General features: G+C 55.9%; 20 protein-coding genes. 12 read left to right on the top strand and 8 right to left on the bottom strand.

The window, feature by feature from the left end; genetic code table 11:
- Together H7A81_RS05020 and H7A81_RS05015 are read right to left on the bottom strand one after the other, a co-directional pair.
- Positions 1-432, bottom strand: a 432-nt coding sequence (locus H7A81_RS05020; RefSeq protein WP_182056917.1) for a TRAP transporter small permease, incomplete at its 3' end; no start/stop codon positions are given.
- Between the two features lie 49 nt (positions 433-481).
- Complete coding sequence (locus H7A81_RS05015; protein WP_097118131.1) at positions 482-1,456, bottom strand: TRAP transporter substrate-binding protein; 975 nt, start codon at positions 1,454-1,456, stop codon at positions 482-484.
- A gap of 353 nt (positions 1,457-1,809) precedes the next feature.
- Here H7A81_RS05015 and exbB point away from each other — a divergent pair, with 353 nt between their 5' ends.
- The 3 genes from exbB (at position 1,810) to H7A81_RS05000 (ending at position 4,471) form a co-directional block, all read left to right on the top strand.
- A complete protein-coding gene (gene exbB, locus H7A81_RS05010; protein ID WP_182056919.1) occupies positions 1,810-2,538 on the top strand; it encodes a tol-pal system-associated acyl-CoA thioesterase in 729 nt (242 codons plus the stop codon).
- A gap of 5 nt (positions 2,539-2,543) precedes the next feature.
- Entirely contained in the window at positions 2,544-2,966 is a 423-nt protein-coding gene (gene exbD / locus H7A81_RS05005; RefSeq protein WP_034828432.1) for a TonB system transport protein ExbD, read from the top strand.
- 182 nt (positions 2,967-3,148) lie between these two features.
- The gene (locus H7A81_RS05000; protein WP_034828434.1) at positions 3,149-4,471 is read left to right on the top strand and encodes an MFS transporter; all 1,323 of its coding nucleotides are present in this window, start codon (positions 3,149-3,151) and stop codon (positions 4,469-4,471) included.
- A gap of 163 nt (positions 4,472-4,634) precedes the next feature.
- On the opposite strand, the gene H7A81_RS04995 is transcribed toward H7A81_RS05000, so the two are convergent.
- Genes H7A81_RS04995 through H7A81_RS04975 form a run of 5 tightly spaced genes read right to left on the bottom strand, consistent with a single transcriptional unit; the run spans position 4,635 to position 9,863 of the window.
- Entirely contained in the window at positions 4,635-5,600 is a 966-nt protein-coding gene (locus H7A81_RS04995; RefSeq protein ID WP_182056916.1) for a spore coat protein U domain-containing protein, read from the bottom strand.
- On the bottom strand, positions 5,597-8,035 hold the full coding sequence (locus H7A81_RS04990) for a fimbria/pilus outer membrane usher protein (protein WP_182056915.1): 2,439 nt from the start codon (positions 8,033-8,035) through the stop codon (positions 5,597-5,599). Before H7A81_RS04990 ends, H7A81_RS04995 begins: the two co-directional genes overlap by 4 nt.
- Positions 8,032-8,730, bottom strand: coding sequence for a molecular chaperone (locus tag H7A81_RS04985; protein WP_182056918.1), 699 nt, complete (start codon positions 8,728-8,730; stop codon positions 8,032-8,034). The genes H7A81_RS04990 and H7A81_RS04985 overlap by 4 nt, the downstream gene beginning before the upstream one ends.
- A 25-nt stretch (positions 8,731-8,755) precedes the next feature.
- Positions 8,756-9,271 carry a spore coat U domain-containing protein gene (locus tag H7A81_RS04980; RefSeq protein WP_182056914.1) on the bottom strand — a complete coding sequence of 172 codons (516 nt, stop codon included), beginning with the start codon at positions 9,269-9,271 and terminating at the stop codon, positions 8,756-8,758.
- A gap of 22 nt (positions 9,272-9,293) precedes the next feature.
- The gene (locus H7A81_RS04975; protein WP_045814784.1) at positions 9,294-9,863 is read right to left on the bottom strand and encodes a spore coat protein U domain-containing protein; all 570 of its coding nucleotides are present in this window, start codon (positions 9,861-9,863) and stop codon (positions 9,294-9,296) included.
- A 546-nt stretch (positions 9,864-10,409) separates the two neighbouring features.
- Between H7A81_RS04975 and H7A81_RS04970 the strand changes: the two genes are divergently transcribed.
- The 3 genes from H7A81_RS04970 (at position 10,410) to H7A81_RS04960 (ending at position 16,286) form a co-directional block, all read left to right on the top strand.
- On the top strand, positions 10,410-12,512 hold the full coding sequence (locus tag H7A81_RS04970; RefSeq protein ID WP_182056913.1) for a bifunctional diguanylate cyclase/phosphodiesterase: 2,103 nt from the start codon (positions 10,410-10,412) through the stop codon (positions 12,510-12,512).
- A gap of 159 nt (positions 12,513-12,671) precedes the next feature.
- Entirely contained in the window at positions 12,672-14,762 is a 2,091-nt protein-coding gene (locus H7A81_RS04965; RefSeq protein ID WP_182056912.1) for a bifunctional diguanylate cyclase/phosphodiesterase, read from the top strand.
- Between the two features lie 108 nt (positions 14,763-14,870).
- A complete protein-coding gene (locus tag H7A81_RS04960; RefSeq protein WP_182056911.1) occupies positions 14,871-16,286 on the top strand; it encodes a PLP-dependent aminotransferase family protein in 1,416 nt (471 codons plus the stop codon).
- Between the two features lie 166 nt (positions 16,287-16,452).
- Here H7A81_RS04960 and H7A81_RS04955 read toward each other — a convergent pair whose 3' ends face one another.
- Positions 16,453-16,935 carry a YlaC family protein gene (locus tag H7A81_RS04955; protein ID WP_034828452.1) on the bottom strand — a complete coding sequence of 161 codons (483 nt, stop codon included), beginning with the start codon at positions 16,933-16,935 and terminating at the stop codon, positions 16,453-16,455.
- A 253-nt stretch (positions 16,936-17,188) separates the two neighbouring features.
- On the opposite strand from H7A81_RS04955, the gene H7A81_RS04950 reads away from it, so the two are divergent.
- The 6 genes from H7A81_RS04950 (at position 17,189) to H7A81_RS04925 (ending at position 23,772) form a co-directional block, all read left to right on the top strand.
- Positions 17,189-17,803 carry a cupin domain-containing protein gene (locus tag H7A81_RS04950; protein ID WP_182056910.1) on the top strand — a complete coding sequence of 205 codons (615 nt, stop codon included), beginning with the start codon at positions 17,189-17,191 and terminating at the stop codon, positions 17,801-17,803.
- 125 nt (positions 17,804-17,928) lie between these two features.
- Positions 17,929-19,368 carry a circularly permuted type 2 ATP-grasp protein gene (locus H7A81_RS04945; RefSeq protein WP_166933480.1) on the top strand — a complete coding sequence of 480 codons (1,440 nt, stop codon included), beginning with the start codon at positions 17,929-17,931 and terminating at the stop codon, positions 19,366-19,368.
- A complete protein-coding gene (locus H7A81_RS04940; RefSeq protein WP_038644735.1) occupies positions 19,362-20,291 on the top strand; it encodes an alpha-E domain-containing protein in 930 nt (309 codons plus the stop codon). Before H7A81_RS04945 ends, H7A81_RS04940 begins: the two co-directional genes overlap by 7 nt.
- A complete protein-coding gene (locus H7A81_RS04935; RefSeq protein WP_182056909.1) occupies positions 20,288-21,088 on the top strand; it encodes a transglutaminase family protein in 801 nt (266 codons plus the stop codon). Before H7A81_RS04940 ends, H7A81_RS04935 begins: the two co-directional genes overlap by 4 nt.
- A gap of 21 nt (positions 21,089-21,109) precedes the next feature.
- Positions 21,110-21,814: a proteasome-type protease gene (locus H7A81_RS04930; protein WP_038644739.1), complete on the top strand. Its 705-nt coding sequence runs from the start codon at positions 21,110-21,112 to the stop codon at positions 21,812-21,814.
- A 239-nt stretch (positions 21,815-22,053) separates the two neighbouring features.
- Positions 22,054-23,772 carry a lysophospholipid acyltransferase family protein gene (locus tag H7A81_RS04925; protein WP_034828463.1) on the top strand — a complete coding sequence of 573 codons (1,719 nt, stop codon included), beginning with the start codon at positions 22,054-22,056 and terminating at the stop codon, positions 23,770-23,772.
- Positions 23,773-23,797 lie beyond the last annotated feature (25 nt).

Raw genomic sequence — 23,797 nt, 5'->3', positions numbered from 1 at the left:
CAGCGTAAACAGCGCGCCGATGGGAATGGGCAGATACATCTCTCCATACGTCACGGCAGGCAAGGCCGCCAGCGGTTGAATCCACATGGCCTCACACAAGCTGTAGCTGGCCTGCAGCAGGATGAGACACACCACGATCAGCAGTAGGTTACACAGCCGTTGCGCCCATTTTTGCCCGGTTTCGGAAAGGCGATCGGTCACCATCGACACACAAATGTGTGTGCCTGCCCGCAATCCCACGGGCGCACCAATAAAGGTAAAGATGATCATGCAGACGATAGCGACCGGCTCCGGCCATGAGAGGGCACCATTAAGCACATAGCGCGCGAAAATACCGATGGGTATCACCGTGACCATGATCAACAGGGCTACCGCCGCGATGCCCATGCACAACAGATAGAGCCCATCCATCAAACGGGAATATGCATTCATGCTTCGTTACCTGAGCAAGGCGCCACGCGGTCGCGCGGCGCTGAGAGGGTTATTTCACATCCGCAATCTGTTTCATCAGATCCTGATAATTGCCGCCAAACTGGTCGCGCACCGGTTGCGTGGCTTTCATAAAGTAATCGCGGTTGGTGTCCTGGAATGTCACGCCGCCGGCTTTCATTTTCTCCACTGACTGGGCGGTGTAAGTGGCCCACAACTGGCGCTCTTCATCCTGCGCTTCCTTGCCGAGTTTCTTCAGCAGCGCCTGATCTTCTGCGGAAAGCCGTCCCCACGAGGCTTTAGAGAACAGGATCATCTCCGGCTGAATAAAGTGGCCGCTCAGGGTGTAGTACTTCGCCACGGGCAGATAGTTGTGGGCGACAAACGTCGGTGGATTGTTCTCTGTGCCATCGACCACGCCAGTTTGCATGGCGCTAAACACTTCGCTGACGCCCATTGCCACAGGATTGGCACCCATCGCTTTCAGCGTGGCCAGTGAAATGGCACTGTTCTGCACGCGAATTTTCATCCCCTGCAAATCTTCGGGTTTGGTGATGGGTTTTTTGGTGATCATGTTGCGTGTGCCCGCGTCGGTCCAGCCGAGGAACACCATGCGCGTGCGGGGATCGTTATCGAATTTCTCGACAATCTGTTTGCCGACATCGCCATCCAGCACCTTGTGCATGTGGTCTTCATCGCGGAACACATAGGGCAGGGTTAGCACACTGGTTTCAGGGGCGATAGTGGTCACCGGGGCCAGCGAGACGCGAATCATGTCAATCGCGCCGAGCTGAACCTGCTGCAGCGTTTGATCCTCATCGCCCAGCACGCCGCCAGCGTAGACCTTCAACTCTAATCGTCCTTGTGTCGCTTCTTTTAACTTATCGCCCATATGCTGCAGCGCGACCACGGTGGGATAACCTGCGGGCTGTACTTCCGCGACTTTTAGCACTTTGGCGTGAGCACCACTCGCCAGCAGCATAACCAGAGAAGAGATTGCAATCGTGAGTCGTTTTTTAGATGTCATTATTATTGCTCCAGCTTGATGATCATTAGCGGTGTCAGGCACACCACAATCGGGAAGGGCTGGCTCAGAATAGTGAAATTGCGCTGGCGAAAAAGTGGTCAAATGTTGATTGGATGAAATACATCACATTTTAAAACGATGTTTTAATAAATTTTCAGTTTAGGTCACATTTGTAAAACATCAGCCAGCGCATCCATAAAAACCACATAGATTGTTGGAAATTGAAGCATTAATCGTTTGTAAATAGTAATGAGAACTACTATCACTTCGGTCAATTTTTTTGCTATGATCCGCGCTTCAATCGTGAACTGTGCAACAGAAGTTGGAGACGCAGCGTGGTAGCCAGTGATTTGATGCAAACGGACCTCTCCGTTTGGGGCATGTATCAGCATGCCGATATCGTGGTAAAAGTGGTGATGATTGGCCTGTTACTGGCCTCGGTTGTCACCTGGGCGATTTTCTTCGGCAAGTTTGCTGAGCTGAGCGGGGCGAAACGTCGCCTGAAACGCGAACAGCAGGCGCTGGGCGAAGCGCGTTCGCTTAATGATGCTTACCGCGCCGCTGAAAGCTTTAAAAGTCACAGCCACAGTGCAGTGTTGCTGAATGATGCGCAGAACGAGCTGGAACTCTCTGCAGGTACCGAAGACCTTGATGGTATTAAGGAACGTACCAGCTTCCGCCTTGATCGTCGCGTTGCGGCATTCAGCCGTCATGCCGGTCGCGGTAACGGCTTCCTCGCTACCATCGGTTCTGTTGCACCCTTCATCGGTCTGTTTGGTACCGTTTGGGGCATCATGAACAGCTTTATCGGTATCGCTAAAACCCAGACCACCAACCTCGCTGTTGTGGCGCCGGGCATCGCAGAAGCGTTGCTGGCGACCGCGATTGGTCTGGTTGCTGCTATTCCTGCTGTGGTTATCTACAACGTCTTCGCGCGCATGATTGCCAGCTACAAAGCCTCATTGGGTGATGTTGCGGCGCAGGTGATGCTGCTGCAGAGCCGCGATCTGGATCTCGGCAATGTGGACACCGCGAAAGAAGCGACCCGTCCGACGGCGGCACAGAAACTGCGCGTAGGATAAGTATTATGGCGATGCGTTTAAACGATGACTCGGTAGGCGATGGCGAAATGCATGAAATCAACGTGACGCCGTTTATCGACGTTATGCTGGTTCTGCTGATCATCTTTATGGTCGCCGCGCCATTAGCCACGGTGGATGTGCGCGTTAATCTGCCTGCGTCCACCAGCGCACCGCAACCGCGTCCGGAAAAACCGGTTTATCTTTCTATTAAGGAAGATAAGCAGATCTATATCGGCAACGATGCGGTCACCAAAGAGACGCTGGTGAATGCGCTGACGGCGCAGACCGAAGGCAAGAAAGACACCACCATCTTCTTCCAGGCGGATAAGTCTGTGGATTATGAAACCCTGATGAGCGTGATGGATCAGTTACGCGAAGCGGGTTATCTGAAGATTGGTTTGATGGGCATGGAGACGGTGAAGAAATAAATCACCCCATCTTATCGCTCACAAGGGCCGCTATCGATAGCGGCCCTTTTTATTTGCTCCCGCCGTCAATGTTAATTTCTTGTTACTTTTGGTCTCACTTTTGTAAACTGCAATGGTGAAGCCGATCACATCTATTCCTGGCGCAACCCGCTACAACGGAAGAAAAACCCAGGAAGGACAATATGAGCGCGAGTCAATCTTTACAAAAGCCATCGCAAGGCGGGGCCAAAACCATCTTTAGCGTTACCAGCGGTAACTTTCTTGAGATGTACGATTTTATGGTGTTTGGCTATTACGCTACGGCGATCGCCAAAACCTTTTTCCCCGGAGATGATCCCTTTGCTTCATTGATGCTCACGCTGATGACCTTTGGTGCGGGCTTCCTGATGCGTCCACTTGGCGCGATTATTCTCGGTGCCTACATCGACCATCACGGACGCCGTAAAGGACTGTTGCTGACGTTGGGCTTGATGGCGTTGGGTACGCTTACCATCGCCCTGGTGCCGGGCTATGCCACCCTGGGTGCCGCCGCACCGATTCTGATTCTGCTGGGTCGTTTGCTGCAGGGCTTCTCTGCGGGCGTGGAGTTGGGCGGTGTTTCGGTTTATTTGTCTGAAGTGGCGCCAAAAGGACGCAAAGGATTCTATGTCAGCTGGCAGTCCGGTAGTCAGCAGGTCGCGGTGATCTTCGCTGCGCTGCTTGGCCTCGGTCTTAATCATCTGCTGGCGAAGGAAGCGGTCACCGAGTGGGGCTGGCGTATTCCGTTCGTTGTCGGTTGTATGATTGTGCCGTTCCTGTTCTGGATCCGTCGCATGCTGGAAGAAACCGAAGCGTTCAGCAAACGTAAACAACATCCTTCCATGGGACAGATCATGCGCTCGGTCGGTGAGAACTGGGCATTGGTGCTGGCGGGTATGCTGATGGTGGTGACCACCACGGTGATGTTCTACATGATCACCGCCTTCACCCCGACCTTCGGTAAAACCGTGCTGATGATGAGCGATGAGCAGAGTTTTATGGTGACGCTTTTTGTCGGCATCTCTAACCTGATCTGGCTGCCGGTGATGGGTTCGCTGTCGGATCGCATAGGACGTCGTCCGCTGCTGATCACCTTTACTATCCTGATGATTCTCACCACCTGGCCGGTGCTGCACTGGCTGGTGGGATCGCCCACCTTTGCGCATCTGGTGGAAGCGGAATTGTGGTTATCGTTCCTGTATGCCAGCTATAACGGTGCGATGGTGGTCTATCTGGCGGAAATTATGCCGGCTGAAGTGCGCGCCACCGGCTTCTCACTGGCGTATAGCCTGGCGACCGCGCTGTTTGGTGGCTTCACGCCAGCGGTTTCAAGCTACCTGATCCATGCCACGGGTGATAAAGCGATGCCCGGCGTGTGGTTGTCATTCGCGGCGGTGTGCGGATTGATCGGCACGCTGCTGATTGGCCGCATGGTGAAACAGTATCAGGCGCGCCATGGCGGCACGCCGGTGGGAGCTTCACTGTAACGCCCTGGCTGACAGCGGGCCTCATGTCAGCCTGTTAAGAAACTATTCGAATAAAGCAGCCCCTTGTTGAAGGGGCTGCTTTTTTGTTTATACAGATGTGTGGGTATGGTGCAGTGAAACGCAATCATCGGGCCTACAAACGACATCGTCGACCATGCCCTGCCTAAAACGACAGATCCACCACCACACTATCCGTATAACTTCCCGCCGCTGGCGTATTCTGCGTCGTCAGAATCTGCGCTGTATAGGTGAAGTTGCGCGTCACCAGATCCGCGTTCAGGGAGGTGGCGCTGGCGCTACTCCAGCGGTCGGTGCCAGTGGGTCCCCAGCGTGTCGTGGTGGTGGTGCCTTTATAAATGTCATAAGCCAGCCGGTTGGTACCGCTCGCCATCTGGCGCGTGGTGCCGCTGTAGTAGCTGCCATTGCTCAACCCCACAGTGAAGGTGCTGCCTTTAGAACACACCACGTTGATGGTCTGCTGCACCGTGGAGAAACTCCCCACCAGCGGTGCGCTGCCAAAACTCACATTAGGCGCGGTGATGGTGGTGCAGTCGTTGGTCACAACCAGGTTAACGGTAATCGGCATCGCGGTGCCGGTACTGGTTTGCACTGTTCCTACGCATAAACCTGCAACGTTCAAACCCGCGCACACCGTATAACTCACCGTTATGGTTATCGTTGTGGTGTAAGTGCCGGCTGCAATCACCTGTCCCGTCAGGGTGCGGAAATAGAGCGGAATATTAAAGTTAAGGCTGTTCCCCAGCCCAAGCAGTAAAGCCGAGCTCCAGCGATAGCTGCCGCCCTGCTGCAATTCCGTGGCGCAGGCGCTGTCGATGCACATTTGAATGGGAATGCTGTCGGTACCGGTGCTGGAACTCTTCAACACCGCCCGCGTGCCGCTGAGATAGGTCGCAGTGGTGAAGGCGTATGTGACGTTATCGGTGCCCAATAGCGAAAGCGTGCCGGAACCGCAGTTGACGTTGGTGGTGCTGGAAGTGTTCTGCACGGTAGAGCCAACCGCGAAGGTGGTCACGGAGCCGAAGGTCGCCGTTGGGGCCGATAACCCACAAAGCGCATAGCTGGTGCCCGGTAAGATAAACAGCGCCAGCAGCAAAAAAATCTTTCTCATGGTGAAATTCCTGACTGTGAATTATTGGCCGTGCTGACCGCCGAACCCGGCGACGGCGGCGGCAGATCGCACGTCAGCGGACCGTAGGTCTCCAGCGCTTTTGGCTGGCCGTCCGCAATGGTCAGCGTGGTATCACAACTGCGCCCATCAGGCGTCACGACATGAATCGGGTTTTCTGCGCTCAGATTCTCCATCCAGACAATGCCATCCCATCCGATATATTCCGTACCCTGATTCGGGCGCAACACCTGGCTGGAGATCGGCAACGGTTGCCCCTGTTTATCCTGTAGCACCACGCTGGCGGCACGCAGGCGCTCCACCGGGAAGTTCAGCAGGTAACCGCTTTTCCGTTTCACCGCGAAACGCTGTTCCACCTTCGGTGCGGTACGATCGGCAGGTAAATCCAGGGTATCGATATCGTATTTTGCGCCGTAGTAACTGCTGATCGATGGCACCAGCAAATAGCCCTGATTATCGGTGCGTCCCATTGCCTGGTTTTCATAGCGCACCGTGACATCCGGGTAATCGGTTTTCACCACCACAAATGCATCATTGATGTCGTTGGCGGCAAACACGCGGTTATCCATCAGCACCAGCGAACCGGTGAAATCGGCCCACTGCGTGGTGTTATCGTTATCGCCGTAGAACCCGGCAGAGGTGTCGATTTTGTTATTGCGATAGCGCAGGCTTGCCTGGCGGTAATCACCGCTGTCGCCACCCTGATTGGCCCAGGCCGCATCATACGCAAAGCCACCATCGGTCGGCATGGCGCGTGACACGTAGAGGCGCTGATTGTTGTTGCCCTGCTGATCGCGCTCGTAGCTCACCGAAGCACTGCTCTGCTCGCCGAATGGGATCACCAAAGAGATGGCACCGCTCCAGTCGCCCTGTTCCTGATCGCGGCTGGCGGAGATATACAGGCTGCTGTTACCCCACAGGTTTTTACTCCAGGACAGGTTCCATAAACGGGTGCGATCGCCCGATCCGCCGGCAATATCAAAGTAGGCCAGGCCCAGACTGCCGTATTGATTGAGTGACACGCTGGCGGTGTACTGCGCACTGCGTCGCGCCAGTGAGTAGCTGGTGTTGGCGCTGTCGCCCCGGCTGCCGACCAGCGCCAGATTGCCGTAATCGGCGGTGCGTAATACATGCTGGGTGCCGAGGCTAAACCAGCTGTTGTTATATTGATAACCCCAGCTGTATTGCGTGCCGGGTTTACCTTCCATCTGACTTTGTGCCAGCGCACCATTGACCACGCCCCAGCTGCCGAGCTTCACCAATCCCCCAGCGCCGCCGGTGGCCACGCTGTCACTGCCTTCCGCATGGCTCTCCAGCGTCAGCCAGTCGGTTAACCCATAACGATAAGAACCGCTGGCTGCTGCTGCGCCATAGTCAAAGTTCTCCAGTCCGTAGTTTTCACGAATAGCACCGGCCGAGAAGGAGTAATCCGACAAACCCTGTCGCAGCAGGCTGCTGGAGACATAAAACGGCAGCGTGGTAGTGACCTGGCGCCCCACGGCATCGGTGGTGGTGATCACCGCATCGCCCGCGCCATTGACGAACGGCACATTGGTCAGCGACCACGGACCCGGCTGCACATTGGCTTGCGTGCTGCGATAACCGTTAATAAACAGATCGACGGAAGAGGGCACTGCGGCCTGGCCGGAAAACGCCGGTAGCGGGTAAGTGACCAAATCCGGCCGCACGCTGAAATCACGCGCAATCTGCACGCCACCCAGACGCACGCTGTTACTCCAGCTCAGCGCATCGGTGACCAGATCCCCGGCGCGCCAGCTAATTGCATCGTTCTCATCTTCATTGCTGAACCAGGTATCGTAGCGAATGTATCCCTCTTGCTGACCGCTGACACCGCCTTCCAGTTGTTGGGTATACACGCCATTAGTGGAGAATTGCCCGACCGGACCAAATACGCGCAGCTCATTCCAGCTCGACAGGCGGGAACCGGCATTATCGGTACGCGTGGCGTAAAAGTCGTAATTGAGCAGCGCACCGTTACTGGCTCGCCCCGGATAGCGAGGGCCGCGCTGATCTTTACCGATCACCTGGCCGGGCAGCCAGGCGGGCGGAACGGTGAGCAACAGGCGCTGACGGCGCTCGTCATATTCTGCTTTCACCTCCGCAAGTTGATTCACATCGATTTGCTCGCCCTGGAGTTTCTCCGCAGGGATACCGGCACGCTGTAAATCGCCACTGAGCAGCCAAAAGTCGCCGTTTTTACGCTCCACCGGCACGATATCGCCGCGCGCGTTCTGATTCACCACCAGCTCCAGCATGTACTGCTGACCGCTGGCGTTGTTCTCCAGCGCAGGGGGCGGTGGTAGCTCGGAAAAGGTCTCCGCGCTACTGATTTGAGGTAACAGGCATAGCACGCTAGCCACTGCCAACGTGCAGGGATGCAGCGAAAACGTCATCAACGCGCGGCCGCGCTGCTCCAGTGCCCTTTATTCACTTCTGCGGACAGCTCACCGCTCACGCTGCTGGTTAATGGCCAGCGGTTACTGCTGTTTGCCAGTACGTAGCCAAACAGGCCATTGCCCAGGCGGCGACCACCGATGGTGACGTTACTCAGCCGCGCATGGCCATTGCCACGGTTGGTGAGTTCCAGCCAGCGTTTGCCACCACTGTCCACCTGTTGCCAGCTGAGTTGCGGCTTCGCACTGTCGCTGGTGACGCCGTTACCATAAACAAACAGCGGAACCGAATAGCGCATCTGGAAGGTTAATCCCGCCTGATTTTCGCCGGGCGTGCGTGGCGTAGGGATTTCATCCAGCACCACGCGGTAGGACATTTCGCGTCCCGCTTCCGGCACGCCCTGCTTAATGAGTCGCACCAGTTGTTTCTGACCCGGTTCGAGGCGCACCATCGGCGGGCTGGCGACCACTTGCTGCTGAGTTTGATACTGTTCCTGACCGCCCACTTGCAGCCAGCTAAAGATGCGCACCTGCATCATGGTGGTGGCATTCCCACGGTTTTCCAGCCAAAGCTCACTGGCTTTATCATCGGGATTGATGGTGGGATCGATGGGCCAAATCATCAGCGAATTGGCAGCGTGGGCAGCAGGCATTAGTGCCATGATAAACAACAGTAACAGGGCGCGCAGGTTCATGATTATTCATCCTTCTTTATCACTTCCGTCACCAGCTAAGCGTAACGGTTAAGGTGTCGGTATAAGTGCCGGCGCGCGTGGGGCCGGGCAGCGTTAACAGGCCATAAATCGGCAAAGTAATGTTATTGGCGTTGCTGTAACTCAGCGCCACGGCACTGTTCACCGGAATCGCCGTGGTGTGCGCCGCATTGGTATAGAGGTAATAGGGCACGGTATTGGTATTGCCCGAGACCTTAAGATTGCGGGTGGAGGTGTAGTTGGAGCCGCCATTAATGCTCATGCTGACGGCAGTGCCTGGCGTGCAGGCAAGGGTGATGGTGGTGCTTTGCACATAGCTGGCGCTCACGCTGCTGGACGATACGCCAGATTGCGTACCGAAATTAAGCGTGCCAAAGACCCCGGTATTGGTACCGGAGACAACACAGCCTGCCACTACTGATGCAGAGACCTGAAAGGCTGCGGTTGGCAACCCCCAGGCAGAGACGCTCCCTATCAGCAGGGCGAGGCCGCCTGCACTGTGCACCCAACGCTGCACTACGGCCACCCTGATTACCCTACAACTGACCTCAGTAGTTCACCGCAACGTTAATGGTGTCGGTATAAGTCCCTGCCGGAATCAGTGGGTTAAACCCGCCGCCCACCACACGACCATAAATGGCGTAGTTAGTGCCTAAGGTCGGGTCCGTGGTGCCGCTGGCGGCAATGTTGGTGTTATTGGCGATGGCGGTGGTGAATGCCGCATCGCTATACAGGGTATAGGCAATGCCTTGGGTGTTATTGGAACCGAGGATCAGATAGCGAGGCTGTCCGCTGACGGTGCCGTAAATGGTCGCCGGTGCAGCATTACTGCTGGTGACCTGCACGTTGAAAGTCTGGCCGGTGGTGCAGCGAACATAAATACCGTTGCCCGATGCGCCGACCAGCGTGGCATTCAGGGTATCGAAGGTTGCGGCGCTGCTACCAAAGTTCAGGGTACCGAAGTTGACGCCTGTGGTGGCAGACTGACCATTCACCAGACAACCGGTGGTCAGGGTCAGGGTCGCATTAATGGTTCCCGTTGTGGTGGCGGCAAAAGCCGCATGAGGGGCGAGCACTACGCTCAGGCTGGACGCCAAAAGAAAAAGCTTGAGTTTCATAATCATTCCTTACTGATTATCCAAGGTCAGTGCTTTTTCACCTGGTGATTTATTTATGTAACGAATCCGAAGTCAAACAAGAGCCACGATCGGCTTTACTGCGTAAGTGCCCGACATCTAGGAATATTCTTAGGTGGTGGGTTTATGATTTATATCAGTTTTCTTTACTATAGATCAGCAAATCAACACTGGGAGCGTTGCGCTTAGATTTTTCATTAATCAATTCACACTTATCGCCGATAACGTAGTAATCGCAAGGGGTGACAACCGGTTAAAAAAACTAAACAGCGAGTGATTTAACCCTCTACCGCGATTAACCGTTCAATGCTATGTTCGTGCATTAATCAGATATTATTAATTTTTCTGACTGCGACTGAAGATGAAAAACCAAAAACATAGCGCGGTGTTTCCAGAATTGTCTGGATCGGCTCCCCCCTCTGCCTCACTGCGTGCGGTCATTACTCACCCTTAATCAATGTTTCGACCTTTTGATCATTTTTGACGATACAGCTCCTGCTCAGCAGCGGGCTGAGTTTAGGAGCGCACATGCTGCTAGTTACCTGGGATAGCGTTCTGGTCACGGTTTCATTGATCGTGGCCTTCATTGCTGCGTTTACCGCACTGGATACGGCTGGACGCGTCGCGGTTTCACGCGGCTGCCTGGCGAAAATGTGGCTGATTGGCGGTGGCACCGCGATGGGCATTGGCATCTGGGCGATGCACTTCATTGGCATGCTGGCGATGATGATGCCGATGACCATGCGTTATGACATTACCCTCACCACGGTTTCCCTGCTGGTGGCGATCCTCTCTGCCATCTTCGCCTTCGCCCAGGGTGTTCAGGGCAGCCATCTGACCCCGCGTCGGCTGATAAGTGGCACCCTGATACTCGGCAGCGGCGTGGTGGCGATGCATTACATCGGCATGAATGCCCTGATGATTGAACCGGCGATTCGCTGGGACATGCCATTGGTCGCGCTCTCCGTGGTGATTGCCTATGCCGCCTCGGGGGCGGCACTGTGGCTGGCGTTTCATCTGCGCCAGGGCGAGAGCGTGTGGATTATGCGTGTCTGTGCCGCGCTGGTGATGGGTATTGCCATCGCCGGGATGCACTACACCGGCATGGCGGCGGCGGAGTACAGCATGCCGAGCACCATGCAGCAGCATCATGGCATCAGTGAGGATGGACTGGCGGTGTGGGTGACCATTATCACGCTGTCCATTCTTGGCCTCACGCTGTTAGTTTCCATGCTGGATGCCCAGCTGCGCGCCGCGCGTCTGGCGGCCAAGCTCAAGCGTGCCAATAGCGAACTGCGCCAGCTGGCGATGCATGACAATCTCACCTCGCTCCCTAACCGCGTGTTATTGGAGCAGCAGCTGACGGCACAGATCAAGCAAGCCACCTTACAGGATGAAAGCTTTGCACTGATGTTTATGGATCTCGACGGCTTCAAAGCCGTCAACGATACCTGGGGCCATCACGTGGGCGATCGCCTGCTTATTGCGGTCGCCGAACGTCTGCGCGTGCAGTTGGGCGAGGGCGTGCTGCTGGCGCGACTGGGTGGCGATGAGTTTGTGCTGCTGTGTCCACAATACAATGATTTGCAAGCCTCGGCGCTGGCGCAGCAGCTGGTAAATGCGATTGATGCGCCGTTTGAACTGGATCGTTATTCACTGCGGGTGTCGTTGAGTATTGGCATCGTGGTGTTCCCGCATCACGGTCGTAGTCAGCAGGAAATGATGTTCAACGCCGACTCCGCCATGTATCACACCAAACACAGCGGCCGAAACGGCTGGTGTCTGTTTGAACCGATGATGAGCGCCGTGGCACAGCATCAGCTGGCGCTGGCGAATGACCTGTGGAATGCGCTGGAATACCAGGAAATGTGCCTGTTTTATCAGCCAAAATTCCGCGCAGGCGGCACGGTGCTCATGGGCTTCGAAGCGCTGCTGCGCTGGCAACATCCGCGTCGCGGATTACTGATGCCGGATATGTTCCTGCCGCGTGCGGAGAAAACCGGGCAAATCGTGGCGCTGGGCAATTGGGTGATCAACGAAGCGTGCCGTCAGTTAAAACAGTGGCACGATGAAGGCAACCGCGACTGGAGCGTGTCAGTTAACCTTTCGGCGTTGCAATTCCATCAGCGCGATCTCATCGACAGCTTGCGTCATGCACTGTTGCGCTATCAGCTGCCGGAGGGGGCGCTGATGCTGGAGATTACCGAGAATATCGCGATGCGCGACCCGCAGTTCAGCCAGCAGCGCATTGCAGAATTGCATCAGCTCGGCGTGAAAGTGGCGATCGATAACTTCGGTATCGGCTATGCCAATTTACTGCATCTGAAACATCTGGAAGCCACCGAACTGAAAATCGACCGCGCCTTTATTAACAGCCTGCGTGCCGACAGCGAGGACGCCACCGTTGTGAGCGCGATGCTGACACTGGCACAAAGTCTCAATCTGCGCATGGTGGCCGAAGGGGTAGAAACCGAGGAACAGCAGCGTCTGCTGACCGGGCTCGGTTTTGACACGCTGCAGGGCTATCTGCTGGGCAAGCCAACACCGGCGGAGCGTATCGGTGAATTTACCGCTGTGTTTAATGCACCGCCGCTGTTTGCTGAGCACCCGCTGCCCTTAACCAGCGCCTGATAAATCATTTTTATTTTCTTCCGCATCGGAAGGTTTCATCGTTCAAAGACTCAAATCGGCAGTGTTCCTGCCGATAAAACACACAATAAAACCTATAGCCTTGACTTTTTTTCATAACACCACAGCTGATTGATAACGGCTTTAACTTGGGAAATCACTATGTTAGTGACTTCGTACGATTCGTTTACTGTCATCGTTTCCATTCTGGTGGCGATGCTGGCCTCGTTTACCGCGCTGGATATGGCGGGACGTGTGGCTTCTTCAACTGGCAAGGTGGCGCTGGTTTGGTTATTAGGCGGTGGATTCGCCATGGGCGTGGGCATCTGGGCGATGCATTTCATCGGCATGCTGTCGATGAGCCTGGATATGGTTATGAGCTACGATCCGCTGCTGACGGCGACGTCGATGGCAGTGGCAATCCTGGCATCAATTTTTGCCTTGTGGCTGGTGTGCTCATCGCATGATTTATCCTGGCGGCGCTTAACGGGCGGGGCCTTGGTGCTCGGTTCCGGCGTGGTCGCCATGCACTACATGGGCATGGCCGCGCTGATGTTTGCGCCGGGCATCGTCTGGAATTGGGGCTGGGTTGCCGCTTCAGTGGTGATTGCGCTGGTGGCATCGGGCGCGGCACTGTGGCTCGCCTTTAACCTGCGCGAAGGACATGGTCGTGTGACCATTCTGCGTCTCGGTGCTTCGGTGGTGATGGGCTGCGCCATCGCTGGCATGCACTACACCGGTATGGCCGCTGCCAGCTTCCCGATGATGAGTCATGCCACGCACATGGGCGTTAACAGCAACTGGCTGGCGATTGTGGTCACCGTGGTGACGCTGGCGATCCTCGGCATTACGTTGCTGGTTTCGATGCTGGATGCACGCCTGCAAGCGCGCACCTCCATCCTTGCGCACTCGCTGGCGGAAGCCAATCGCGAGCTGGCGCAACTGGCCCTGCACGATAACCTGACACGCCTGCCAAACCGTATTTTGCTGGAAGATCGTCTGGAGCAATCCATCAACAAAGCCAATCGCGAGAAGTCGCAGTTTGCGCTGATGTTTATGGATCTGGATGGCTTCAAAGCGGTCAATGACGCCTTTGGTCACCATGTGGGTGACAACCTGCTGATTGCCGTGGCCGAGCGCATGATCAGTCAGATGAAAGGGCACTACACCCTGGCACGCATGGGTGGCGACGAGTTCGTGCTGCTGATCGAAATCGATGAGCCCAATGACGCCGCAGCGGTAGCGGATGCGTTGGTAAAAGCGGTCGATCGTCCGTTTGATATTTCACGCTATGAGCTGGTGGTGTCACTGAGTATTGGCATCGCGGTCTATCCAGGCGACGGCAAAGATGAGCGTGAATTGATGTTTAACGCCGATGCCGCGATGTATCACACCAAGAACAACGGCCGTAACGGTTACAACTTCTTCCAGCCGTCGATGAACACTCTGGCGCAGTCGCAGTTACAGCTCAATAACGACCTGTGGCAAGCGCTGGATAATGAAGAGTTACGTCTGTTCTACCAGCCAAAATATTGTGCGCCGAGCGGCCCGATTATTGGATTTGAAGCGTTGCTACGCTGGGAACATCCGACACGCGGTTTGCTGGCACCGGACAAATTCCTGCCGATTGCCGAGAAGACCGGCATGATCATCAACATCGGCAACTGGGTGATCAACGAAGCCTGCCGTCAATTGCACTGCTGGCATCTGCAGGGCCATCCACACTGGTCGGTGGCGGTGAATCTCTCCGCGCTGCAGTTTGAGCAGAGCAACCTGGTGGAAACCGTGACGCAGGCGCTGGCGAAGCATCAGATCCCTGCCGAGTTGCTGACGCTGGAAGTGACGGAAACCACCGCGATGCGCGATCCGGAAGAGAGTGTACGTATTCTGACGCAACTGACAGATATGGGCGTGAAAGCCTCGATCGATGATTTCGGCACGGGTTACTCCAGCCTGCTGTATCTCAAACGTTTGCCCGCCAGTGAGTTGAAGATCGACCGCGCCTTCGTCAATGAACTGCAGGCGAAATCTGAAGATGCCACCATTGTCTCTGCCATTGTGGCACTGGCGCAGTCGCTGGATCTCAAAGTGGTGGCGGAAGGAGTGGAAACGCAGGATCAACAAGCGTTCCTCACCGGCCTGGGTTGCGATACCTTGCAGGGTTATTTGCTGGGCAAACCGGTGCCGCCAGAACGCATCCACGAACTGCCGAATTTTGTCGAAAACGAGCAGCAGCTGGTGCAGTTGCCGTAAGGGTATTTGTGCGGTGATGGCCTCATCCCAACCATCCCCTCTCGCGCTTGCGGGAAGGGGCCAGGGTGAGGGAAAATAGCCGAACTCATTTCCCATATCGGAGCCAGGGTGGCGAAATATCAGCAGTTGGTGGATCAACTTCGGACGCAGATCGAAGCGCGCATCTGGCCGCCGGGCGAAAAGCTGCCGTCATTACGTCAGCAGGCGGAGCAGAGCGGCCTTAGCCTGATGACGGTGATGCACGCCTATGAAGTGCTGGAAAGCCAGGGCTGGATCCTGTCAAAACCGCAATCCGGATACTACGTTGCGCCACGAGCTGCCGAAAGCCGCCCACGTTTGCCGACACAGGCGATTGCCAAAACCGAGCAGGCGGACACCAACAGTTTCGTGTTTGATGTGCTGCAAGCCACGCGTGACCCTGGCATCATGCCGTTTGGCTCTGCCTTTCCCGATCCCGAACTCTTTCCGCAGCGTCAGCTGATGCGCTCGCTGGTTAAGGTCTCACACAATCTGAAACCCAGCGATGCCCTGAATAACCTGCCGCCCGGCAACGAAGCGCTGCGGAAAATTCTGGCGCAACGTTATGCCCAGCAGGGCATCACCTTGTCGCCGGACGATATCGTCATCACCAACGGCGCGATGGAAGCGCTCAACCTCAGCCTGCAAGCGGTGACCGAACCCGGTGATTGGGTGGTGATTGAAAATCCTTCTTTCTACGGTGCCTTGCAGGTGATTGAGCGGCTGAAACTGAATGCGATTGCCATCGCCAGCGATGTTGAGCAGGGCATCGATCTCGACGAGCTGGAGCAGGCATTGCAACGCTGGCCGGTCAAAGCCTGCTGGCTGATGACTAACCGACAAAACCCGCTGGGCTTTACCCTGAGCGCTGAACGAAAACAACAGTTGGTCACTCTGCTGGCACGCTACCAGGTCGCGATGATTGAGGATGACGTTTACAGCGATCTCTACAGCGGCCACGACAAGCCCTTGCCCGCCAAAGCTTTTGATCGCGAGGGGAATGTGCTGCACTGCGGCAGTTTTTCCAAGAATCTGGTAGCGGGATTTCGCGTGGGTTGGGTGGCTGCCGGGCGCTATGCTCAGCACGTACAGCGTATTCAGCTCATGAGCACGCTCTCTACCAGCGCGCCGATGCAGCTGGCATTAGCCGACTTCCTCAGCACCCGTAGTTACGACACGCACTTAAAGAAGTTGCGCCAGACGCTGGCAAAACGTAAGCAGCTGGCGCAGCAGGCTTTACGTCGTGTGCTGCCTGTTGACGCGCAGATCAGTGATACGCCAGGCGGCTATTTCTTGTGGATTGCGCTGCCGCAGCAGATCAACACCACGCAGCTGTATCATCTGGCGTTAAAAGAGGGCATCAGTATCGCGCCCGGTCAGCTGTTCTCGGGCAGTGAAGGGTTCAGCCACTGTTTCCGCTTCAACACCGCCTGGCCGTGGGATGCGCGCGCCGAGGCGGCGGTGGAGACGTTAGGGAAATTGATTGCTCAGTTGGCGTCGGCTTAACGGCTCTGCCGCAAAATGTTGGTCCCCGAGACGACTGACCACAAAGGATTACCAATGTGGTCAGTCTGGATTCGATGTGCCGTTTGTACCTGCAGGGCAACCTGACAACATCGCGTCAGATTTTTGGAGCCTGTGCTGCCTTGCATCTCGTGCAAGGCGATATTCATCAGATAGTTGCTGCCTGCTTATTGCCCCATGTCAGGTAATAAACATCATAAAAATCCACTTCGCCTTTTTGCTTCATCAGGCGATCGATGCCGCTGCGCACGCGGTCGGGCGTGCCGGGATTTTCCACGATCTTATCCAGCGCCTGCTGAGACACCGGTTGCACGTAATACCACTCACCGTTGTAGCACACGCGCAGGTCTAGCGTGTCGATATCCTCAAAGCGGTATTTGGGGTTGATATCCATCAGCATCAGGAAGCTCATCACCAATACAAAGGCGGTGGCGAACCAGAACGCGGGCCAGCCGAGCATCTCAGTGGAGAAGATCAGCGCCACGCACAGCGCGTAGCACAGGTACATGATCGCCCACAGCCCCGGATGGGTTTTGAGGAATGAAAAGCTAAAGCGTGGCAGATTATCGCGCTGGCCTTCACGGTTCAGCGTGGCGATTTCATCGAGCAGAATTTGTTTGATCGCTTCCATAGTTCACCTCTAAATGTTACTGCCTGCCAGTAAATCACATAACAGTGAAGCGAATCAGATACAGAATTGAGGTGTTTTTTTATAACAGTTTATTGGCGGCTTTTCCGGTCCCACAAAATGTTAAATATGTTGCCAACTAATTTGGCTTTAGTAAGGTAAATCATTCTTTTATGTGAATTTTGTTGGCGGGTGCACATTGCAATGCCGTCGGGGTTTGCCACAATTAAGTAACGTGGCTTCCCGGAGAAAGAGTATGACTGCCAACACTTCCAGCCTGCTGTTACTGATGTCTTTCGCCGCCGGTACCTTTTCAGCAGGTTCATCAAATAATCCGCAGCATTTGATGCTGTCGCAGCCCTCGGGCGGTGTGCCTAACAATCTGCTGCCGCTGATCATCTGGCCAGGCATTGCGCCTGACTATGATGAGGAGCTGCAAAGCAACAGCGCCGAATGGTTTGAAAAAACTTTCACTGCTAGCGGCTGGCCGGCCGCGTGGCGCGCGCCGATCTTCCCTTACACCCATTACCATCCCAACACCCATGAAATTCTGGGCGTCGCGTCGGGCTGGGCGGAAGTGCTGTTTGGCGGCGATAGCGGCCGCATGGTGACGCTACGTGAGGGTGATGCGGTGCTGATCCCCGCCGGTGTCGGCCATAAACAGGTGTTCGCCTCAGACGATTTTTTCGCCGTTGGCGCCTATCCTGAAGGAATGTCCCCGGAAACCGTGCGTGATGAACCTTCTCGTTTACGCGCGGCGAAAGATCAGATCGCGCGCGTACCTTTACCGCATCGCGATCCTTTCACGGGGGGCGATGGAGCGATGACGGATATCTGGCTGCCAATTGCGCAGCAGTTAATGCACCAGTAAGGTGCAATCTGAGTGTTATTCGGCGCTGCTCCGCTATCGGGGCGCGTGTGCCGTTTGGGGCGTGAGCCTCTGGCACACTTTGTGCAGGAGAGGATCCAGGTCCTCTGACAAGCGCCGGGTAAATCATGAAAGAAAGCTACCAGATAGCGTCACACTTCTATGATGAGATGTTATTGAGCAACGGCGAACACCGTGCGCACTATCAGCATTACTGGGAGTGGTTACAACAGGCGGACAAAGAGGCGGTGGCGCGTAAGCGCGAAGAAGCGGAACTGTTGTTTCATCGTGTGGGCATCACCTTCAATGTCTATGGTGACGATGGCGGCGCAGAACGGCTCATCCCGTTCGACAGCGTACCGCGTATTATTCCGGCGGGTGAATGGGCGATGCTCGATCGCGGCATCCGCCAGCGCGTGCAGGCGCTGAATGCCTTCCTGCATGATATCTACCATCAACAACACATCCTCAAGGCGGGGATCGTGCCTGCCGAGCAGGTGCTGGTAAACGATCAATATCAGCCCTGCATGCAAGGTGTCGATCTGCACCGCAACATCTATGCGCACATTACCGGTGTCGATATGGTGCGCAACAACGACGGCGAGTACTACGTACTGGAGGACAATCTGCGTACGCCTTCTGGTGTCTCCTACATGCTGGAGAACCGCAAGATGATGATGCGCCTCTACCCGGAACTGTTCGTCGAGCAGCATATTGCCCCGGTAGAACGCTATCCTTCACACCTGCTGCAAACCCTGCGCGAAAGCTCACCGGTCAACGATCCGGTGGTAGTGGTGCTGACGCCGGGCCGCTTCAACAGCGCCTACTTCGAACACAGTTTCCTTGCGCAGCAGATGGGCGTTGAGCTGGTGGAAAGTGCCGATCTGTTTGTCAAAGACGGTGCGGTGATGATGCGCACCACCGCCGGGCCGTGCAAAGTTGATGTGATCTATCGCCGTGTTGATGATGCGTTCCTCGATCCGCTGGCGTTCCGTCCCGATTCGATGCTCGGCGTGCCGGGCCTGCTGTCGGTGTATCGATCCGGTAACGTGGTGTTGGCCAATGCCATTGGCACTGGCGTTGCCGATGACAAATCGATCTATCCCTACGTGCCCGACATGATCCGCTTCTATCTGGATGAAGATCCGATCCTCAACAACGTGCCGACCTGGCAGTGCCGCAAGCCGCAGGATCTGACTTACGTCCTCGCCAATCTCAGCAAAATGGTGGTGAAAGAGGTACACGGCGCTGGCGGTTACGGCATGTTGATTGGTCCGGTGGCCAGCCAGCAGGAGCTGAGTGATTTTCGCGATCGTTTGAAAGCACGCCCGGAAAACTATATCGCGCAGGACACGCTGTCGCTCTCCACCTGTCCGACGTTTATCGACAACGGCCTGGCGCCGCGTCATATCGATTTGCGTCCCTTTGCCTTATGTGGTGCGGATATTCGTTTAGTGCCGGGTGGCTTAACCCGCGTGGCGCTGACCGAAGGTTCGCTGGTGGTGAACTCATCGCAGGGCGGTGGCACCAAGGACACCTGGGTTCTGGAGGATGACGCATCATGCTAAGCCGCACGGCCAGTGGCCTCTATTGGATGGCGCGCTATCTGGAGCGCGCAGAACAACTTGCCCGGGTGCTGGATGTCACCAACCGGCTTTCGCTGATGCCGGTGCGTAACAGCCAAACCGATGAGCTGTTGTTGCCGCTCAATCTCACCGGCACGCGCCAGCTGTTTGAAACCCTCAACGGGCGTTTCACCATGCCGCAGCTGTTTAACTTTTTCGCTCTTGATGATCGTAACCCCAGCAGCATTTTTAGCTGCTGGCAGGAGGCGTGGAACAATGCGCACGCGGTGCGCGGCAGTCTGTCGTCTGAAGTGTGGGAGAGCATCAACTCGACGTGGATTGAGATGCGTAACATGCGGCGACGCGGCATCACCAGCGCCAACGCTGACAGCTTTTTTGACTGGGTTAAAGAGCGTTCGCACCTGTTTCGTGGCGCGATGTTCGGCACCTTGCTGCGCGGCGATGCAATGTGCTTTATCCGCATCGGCACCCTAATGGAGCGCAGTGACGGCACCGCGCGTTTGTTGAGCGTCAACCAGCAACTGCTGGAGCAGAATCCCGACTCGGTGCGTGAATATTATTGCCTCGATACCCTGCTGCGAGCGGTGTCGGCGCGTGAAGCCTATAACGCGATCTTTAAGCAGCAGCTGATGCCGGATCTGGTGAATGAGATGCTGATCCTGCGTAACGAAAGTCCGCGATCGCTGCACTCCTGCATCGAGGAGATCGCCAACCAGTTAGAACAGATCGGCAGCAGCGGTGAGGATCGTCCACGCTATCTGGTGACGGTGCTGTTGGCCGAAATGCGCTTCAGCACCTGGGAAAGTCTGACGCGTGACGGGTTGTACAGCTGGCTTAATCACTTTCTCTCGCAGACCAATGCACTGGCAGAAAGCATCAATCAGACCTATCTGGAGGCGAAATGAGACTGAATATCGAGCACAAAACCTGGTATGCCTATGAGCATCAGGTCAAACTCAGCACCCAGTATCTGCGCCTGACGCCGCAGAACTCGGTGCACCAGCAGATTCTGTCATGGGATCTCGATTTACCGTGCGAAGCCACGCGCACCCTGGATGCTTACGGCAACGTGTTGCATGTGCTGACGCTGGATATGCCACATCAGCAACTGGAGATTGCCGCGCGCGGGGTGGTGGAAATTCTGGATGAAGGGGAGTATTCCCCCGACCCTGAATCGATCCTTTCGCCATTGGTGTTTCTGCGTGCCACGCCATTAACCTTGCCCGATGCGGCGATACGCGATTTCGCACAGCGCTACTGGCGCGCGGAAAAACCGCTCGCCAGCCTGGAAAAACTGATGGATGAGCTGCTGTTAAAAATGCCGTACCAGCCTGGCAGCACCCAGGTGAGTGATACCGCCGCGAAAGTATTTGCGGCGGGCAGCGGCGTTTGCCAGGATCACAGCCATGTGTTTCTGGCTTGTTGTCGCAGTCTCGGGATCCCGGCGCGCTATGTCAGCGGCTATCTTTATACGGACAATGTAGAACACGTTGCTACTCACGCCTGGGTTGAAGCCTGGCTGGATGGCAGTTGGCACAGCTTTGATATCACCAACAATACGCGCAGTACGCGCCAGCATTTACGTCTGGCGGTGGGTGTGGATTATCTCGATGCTTGTCCGGTGCGCGGTATGCGGCTGGGTGGCGGCGGTGAGGATATGCTGGCGATGGCCGCGGTGCAGCAGGTGCATGCGCAGCAGTGATATTTTTTTGCAGGCGTGACTATGACTTATTGTGTGGCAATGCGTTTATCGTCAGGGATGATTTTTGTATCGGATTCACGCACCAACGCGGGCGTCGATCATATTTCCTCGTTCCGTAAATTACACGTGTTTCAGGTGGATGATGAACGCACGCTGGTGCTGCAAAGCGCCGGTAATCTGGCGACCACGCAGAGCGTGATGAGTTTGCTACGGCGTAATAACCACGACAGCGATCAGCCCAATCTGCTGAATGGGCGCTCGCTGTATGACATTGCGCTGCTGGTGGGGGAAACCCTGCGTGAAGTGATCAAACGTGATGGCGAAGAGTTTGGTGGCACGCTGCTATTAGGGGGACAGATTCGTGGTGAAGAGCCGCGCCTGTTCCAGATCTATCCGCAGGGCAACTTCATTGAAGCCAGTGTGGATACGCCTTATTTCCAGATTGGTGAAAGCAAGTACGGCAAGCCGATTATTGATCGCGTATTGCGTTATGAAACCCCGCTCAGCCAGGCGATGCAGTGTGCGCTGATTTCCATGGACTCGACGCTGGCGAGTAATATTTCGGTGGGCCTGCCGCTGGATGTGATGGTGTATCACACCGACAGCTTCAAAGATAACGAACAGCATCATATTACCGAACAGCACCCTTACTTTTCGCAGATTCGTCAGTTGTGGAGCAAAGGCTTGTTGAGCGTGTTCTCACAATTGCCGCCGTTAAAACTTTAACCGCTCACGCACGATGAATCGGGCGGTGCCACACCATCGATAAGTGGTTGTCTTTTCAGGGGCGGCTTCTGCCGCTCGCTGGCTCGACAATCCTCTATACGGTTCGCTAGCGGTGCCATTACTGGCTAACGCCCTGCGTTTCCCCCGTTATTTCCGTTTCGCTTTCTCACTGGTCATAAATCTGAAAACAAGCCTGTTTAACTTCGGTGCCATAAACCTCTGCGCACAAAAGGTGAATGATGTTTTCTGTTGATCAGCTTCTCGATACTTACTGGCCAGGCCATCACCCCGCGAACTGGCAAAAAAGCCTGTTGAAATGGGCGGTTCGCGAACATGAATTCCAATCTTTTGCTGACCGTTATCGCCACCTGAAAGGGGTGGATATGGTCGAGCAAGTGCTGGAGCACCTGGATGTGCGCTGTGAATTAAGTGAACGCGATTTGGAGCAGATCCCGACCAGCGGTCCGGTGGTGATTGTCGCCAACCATCCGCTCGGTGCGCTGGACGGACTGGCGCTGCTGGCGGCCGTGTCTCAGGTGCGTCGTGATGTGAAAATCGTGGCAAACCGCATGCTGATGATGCTCGAGCCGATCAACAATCTGATGTTGCCGGTGGATAACATGGGCAACCGCACCAGTCGCGAACAGCTGACGCGCATGCAGCAGCATCTCGACAATCAGGGCGCACTGATTATCTTCCCGGCGGGTGAAGTGTCGCGCCTTTCGAGCCGTGGTGTGCGGGATAACCGCTGGCATCACAGCTTCCTGCGCCTGGCCGCCCGTGCTCGTGCGCCGATTGTTCCGGCACACGTCGTCGGACGTAATAGCCTTGCGTTCTATGCCGCCGCCAAAATCGCCTCACCGCTGGCGCTGCTGATGCTGGTGCGCGAGATGTTCCGCCAGCGTGGATCGCGCATCAAGCTGCACATTGGCGAGCAGATCCCGTTTGCCAACTGGCACGATGGCCACACGCCGGGCAAAGAGCTGGCGAAACGGCTGCGCAAGCACTTATATCGCATTGGTCAGGGCCGTCGTGGTCTGTTCCAGACTGAAGCGGCGATTGCGCGCCCGGAAGATCGTGCCGAACTGAAAAAAGCGCTGATGGAGAGTGAGCGTCTCGGCTCGCTGCCGGATGGCAAACAGATTTACCTGTGGCGTCGTAACGGCGCGACCTGGGTGCCGCTGCTGCGTGAACTCGGACGCCTGCGTGAAATCGCCTTCCGCGCCGTGGGCGAGGGCAGCGGTCGCCGTCGTGACCTCGATAAATACGATGACGATTACTATCACCTGATTCTGTGGGATGACGATGCGCTGGAGATTGTGGGCGCTTATCGCTTTATTCCGGGTGCCGAGCAGCTGGAGCGTCGTGGTCTGGAAGGCATCTACAGCGACAGCCTGTTCCACTACGACGAGCGCATGCTGCCGATCATCAATCAGGGCCTGGAGCTGGGTCGCAGCTTTATCCAGCCTGCCTACTGGGGCAAACGCGGCCTGGATTATCTGTGGATGGGCATTGGTGCCTATATCGCCAAATACCCGGAGACCCGTTACCTGTTCGGTCCGGTATCGATCTCCGGCGGTATGCCTCTGGCGGCGCGCGATCTGCTGGTGGCGTTCTACCGCATGTACTTCCCGACTGAATTGCCGCTGGCAAAATCGCGCCGTCCTTATCCGGCCTCGCTGCCGGAGGTGCTGGCGCAGTTTACCGGTGATAACTATGCGGAAGACTTGCGTCGTCTGAAGCATCTGCTGGCGAACCTCGGCACCGCGATTCCCACGCTCTACAAGCAGTACTCGGAAGTGTGTGAACCGGGCGGCGTGCAGTTTATCGATTTCGGCAGCGATCCTGATTTCAACAACTGTATCGATGGGCTGGTGCTGGTGGATCTGTCACGCGTGAAGCCATCACGTTATGAGCGCTACATCGGCATGCATCTGCAGGCTGAAAGCGTCGAATAAGTAGCAGGGAGGCTTTAGGGCCTCC

Origin of the sequence: Pantoea sp. ME81 (genome assembly GCF_903970985.1) — a bacterium.
Lineage (GTDB): Bacteria > Pseudomonadota > Gammaproteobacteria > Enterobacterales > Enterobacteriaceae > Pantoea > Pantoea communis.
The sequence above is the reverse complement of the archived record's forward strand: the minus strand, read 5'-3'. Positions and strand labels throughout refer to the sequence as shown.